Source organism: Pelomonas sp. BJYL3, assembly GCF_027257975.1.
Taxonomy (GTDB): domain Bacteria; phylum Pseudomonadota; class Gammaproteobacteria; order Burkholderiales; family Burkholderiaceae_C; genus Roseateles_B; species Roseateles_B flavus.
Genome location: NZ_JANZKX010000019.1, coordinates 1 through 2,952 on the forward strand (window position 1 = coordinate 1; position 2,952 = coordinate 2,952).

Annotated in this window: 2 protein-coding genes; both read left to right on the forward strand. The window is 70.0% G+C overall.

Annotated elements, in window-relative coordinates; all coding sequences use genetic code 11:
* Positions 1-2,299, forward strand: a 2,299-nt coding sequence (locus O9Y01_RS23085; protein ID WP_269634001.1) for a non-ribosomal peptide synthetase, incomplete at its 5' end; no start/stop codon positions are given.
* 5 nt (positions 2,300-2,304) lie between these two features.
* A partial coding sequence (locus O9Y01_RS23090; protein ID WP_269634002.1) for a condensation domain-containing protein occupies positions 2,305-2,952 on the forward strand: 648 nt, incomplete at its 3' end.

Here is a 2,952-nt window from a genome sequence, read left to right on the forward strand (position 1 = left end):
GCCGCTGCGGCTGAGCGTGGGGGCGCAGCGCCTGGACGAAGGGCTGCGCCAGGTGCACCAGCTGCTGGCGCAGCTGCTCAGGCATGAGCACGCGCCGCTGGCGCTGGCGCAGCGCTGCAGCGCCGTGCCGGCCCAGACGCCGCTGTTCAGCTCGCTGCTGAACTACCGCTACACCCATGGCGGGGATGAGGAAGTTGATCCGGAAGGCGAGATCCAGGGGCTGGGCGGCCATGAGCGCACCAACTACCCCTTGAGCCTGTCGGTGGACGACCTGGGCGAGGACTTCCAGCTGACCGTGCACGTGCAGGCCGGCGTGGGGGCCGGGCGTGTGTGCGCCTTCATGCACATGGCGCTGGAGCGCCTGCTGCAGGCGCCGCTGGACGCGCTGCTGCAGCAGCTGGACGTGCTGCCCGAGGCCGAGCGCCGCCAGGTTCTGGAGCAGTTCAACGCGACGGCCAGCGCCTACGAGCGCGAAGCCTGCGTGCACGAGCTGATCGAGGCCCAGGCGAGGCGCCAGCCGCAGGCGGTGGCGGTGGAGTACGAAGGGCAGGCCTGCAGCTATGGGCAGCTCAATGAGCAGGCGAACCGCCTGGCACGCCAGCTCAGGCAGCTGGGGGTGGGGCCGGATGCGCGGGTGGCGGTCTGCACAGGGCGCAGCCTGGCGATGGTGGTGGCGCAGCTGGCGGTGCTCAAGGCCGGTGGGGCGTATGTGCCGCTGGACCCGGCGCAGCCGGTGGAGCGCCTGTCCTTCATGCTGCACGACAGCGCGCCCACGGTGGTGCTCACGCATGCGGACATCGGTGCGCAGCTGCAGGCGCAGTTGTGCATCGCGGTGGCGCGAGACAGCGACCACGTGCCGGTGCTGGACCTGCTGGGGGATGCGGGGCAATGGCAGAGTCAGAGCGCACAGGACCTGTCCCGCGCAGAGCTGCGTGCGCATCACCTGGCCTATGTGATCTACACCTCGGGCTCCACGGGCACGCCCAAGGGGGTGATGGTGGAGCACCGCAGCCTGCACAACCTGGTGGCCTGGCATGCCGGGAGCTTCGGACTGAAGCCGGGCAGCCGCAGCGCGCTGACGGCCGGGGTGGGCTTCGATGCCAGCGCCTGGGAGCTGTGGCCGGGGCTGTGCAGCGGGGCGACGCTGGTGCTGGCGCCGCGCCAGACGGCGGGCGATCCGCAGGCGCTGCTGGCGTGGTGGCGCGCCCAGGTGCTGGACCAGAGCTTCCTGGTGACGCCGCTGGTGGAGCTGGCCGAGTCCAGCGGCCAGCATCACCCGACGCTGCGCACCCTGCTGACCGGGGGCGACCGGCTGCGGCGCTGGCCGCAGGGACTGCCGACGGGGCAGCAGCTGGTGAACAACTACGGTCCTACGGAAAGCACGGTGGTGGCGACCTCGGGGCTGCTGCAGCCCGGTGAGGGCACGCCGCACATCGGGCGGCCCATCGCGAACACGCAGGTCTACATCCTGGACGCGGCAGGGCAGCCGGTGCCCATCGGGGTGGCCGGGGAGCTGCACATCGGCGGTGCCGGGGTGGCACGCGGCTATCTGAACCAGCCGCAGCTGACCGAGGAACGCTTCGTGGCGGACCCCTTCAGCGAGGAGGCTGGTGCCCGCATGTACAAGACCGGGGACCTGGGCCGCTGGCTGGCGGACGGGACCATCGAGTACCTGGGGCGCAATGACTTCCAGGTGAAGATCCGGGGCTTCCGGATCGAGCTGGGGGAGATCGAGGCCAAGCTGGCCGCGCTGGGTGCGGAGGAAGCGGGTGATGTGGTGGTGCTGGCCCGTGCGGACCAGCCCGGCGAGCAGCGCCTGGTGGCGTACTACACGGGCACGGCCAGCGCCGAGCAGCTGCGTGCGCAGGCCGCCGAGCTGCTGCCGGGCTACATGCTGCCCGCGGCGTATGTGCAACTGGCGGCACTGCCGCTGACGCCCAATGGCAAGGTGGACCGCAAGGCGCTGCCGGCGCCGGCCGATTCGGACTATGCAGCGCGGGGCTACGAGGCACCGCAGGGCGAGGTGGAGACCGCACTGGCGGCCATCTGGGCCGAGCTGCTGCAGATCGAGCGCGTGGGCCGCCACGACAACTTCTTCGAGCTCGGCGGGCATTCGCTGATGGCGGTGCAACTGGCCTCTCGCATCAAGGACGAGTTCGGCCTGGTGCTGGATCTGCAAGACCTCTTCTCACATCCCACGATTGCCCAGCTCGAGGAGCGGGTGCTTGACGCACAGCTGCTGCAGTTCGATCCGCAGGAGCTGGCAGCGCTGATGCAAAACGATTCGCCCAGCAGGTGACGACCATGACTATTGAGCTGCCGACTTCCGGTCCTTCCCTTTCCAAGCTGAGCCTGCAGCAGCGACGTGAGTTGCTGGAGCGCGCCAAGGCCAATCTGGCCAGGCGAGTCGTGCTCGAAGAGGTCGCGCCCATCGACCACATCCCGAGGAGCGGCAGGCTGCCGCTCTCGCTGGCGCAATGGCGCCTGTGGTTCCTGGAGCAGCTTGGGGAGGGCGGCCCTGCCTACCATGTGCAGGTCGCCGTTCGTCTTCGCGGGGAACTGGATTCGGCCTCGCTGGAGCGAGCGCTGGGCCGCATCGTGGAGCGCCACGAGGCGCTGCGCACGAGGTTCGTTCAGGTGGACGGCGAGCCTGTGCAGGTGATCGATGCCCCCATGGGGCTGGCGCTGCCGGTGCAGGACCTGAGCGGCCAGGCGGATGTGGAGGCGGCGCTGCATGAGGCCGCCATGCTGGAGACGGGCCGTCCCTTTGATCTGGAGCATGGGCCGCTGGTGCGAGCCTGCCTGCTGCGCCTGGGGGCCTGTGAGCATGTGCTGCTGGTGACGATGCACCACATCGTCTCGGACGGCTGGTCCATCGGGGTGCTGGTGGACGAGGTTCGCCAGCTGTACACGGCCTACCTCCGCGGTGAAGGAGATCCGCTGCCGGCACTG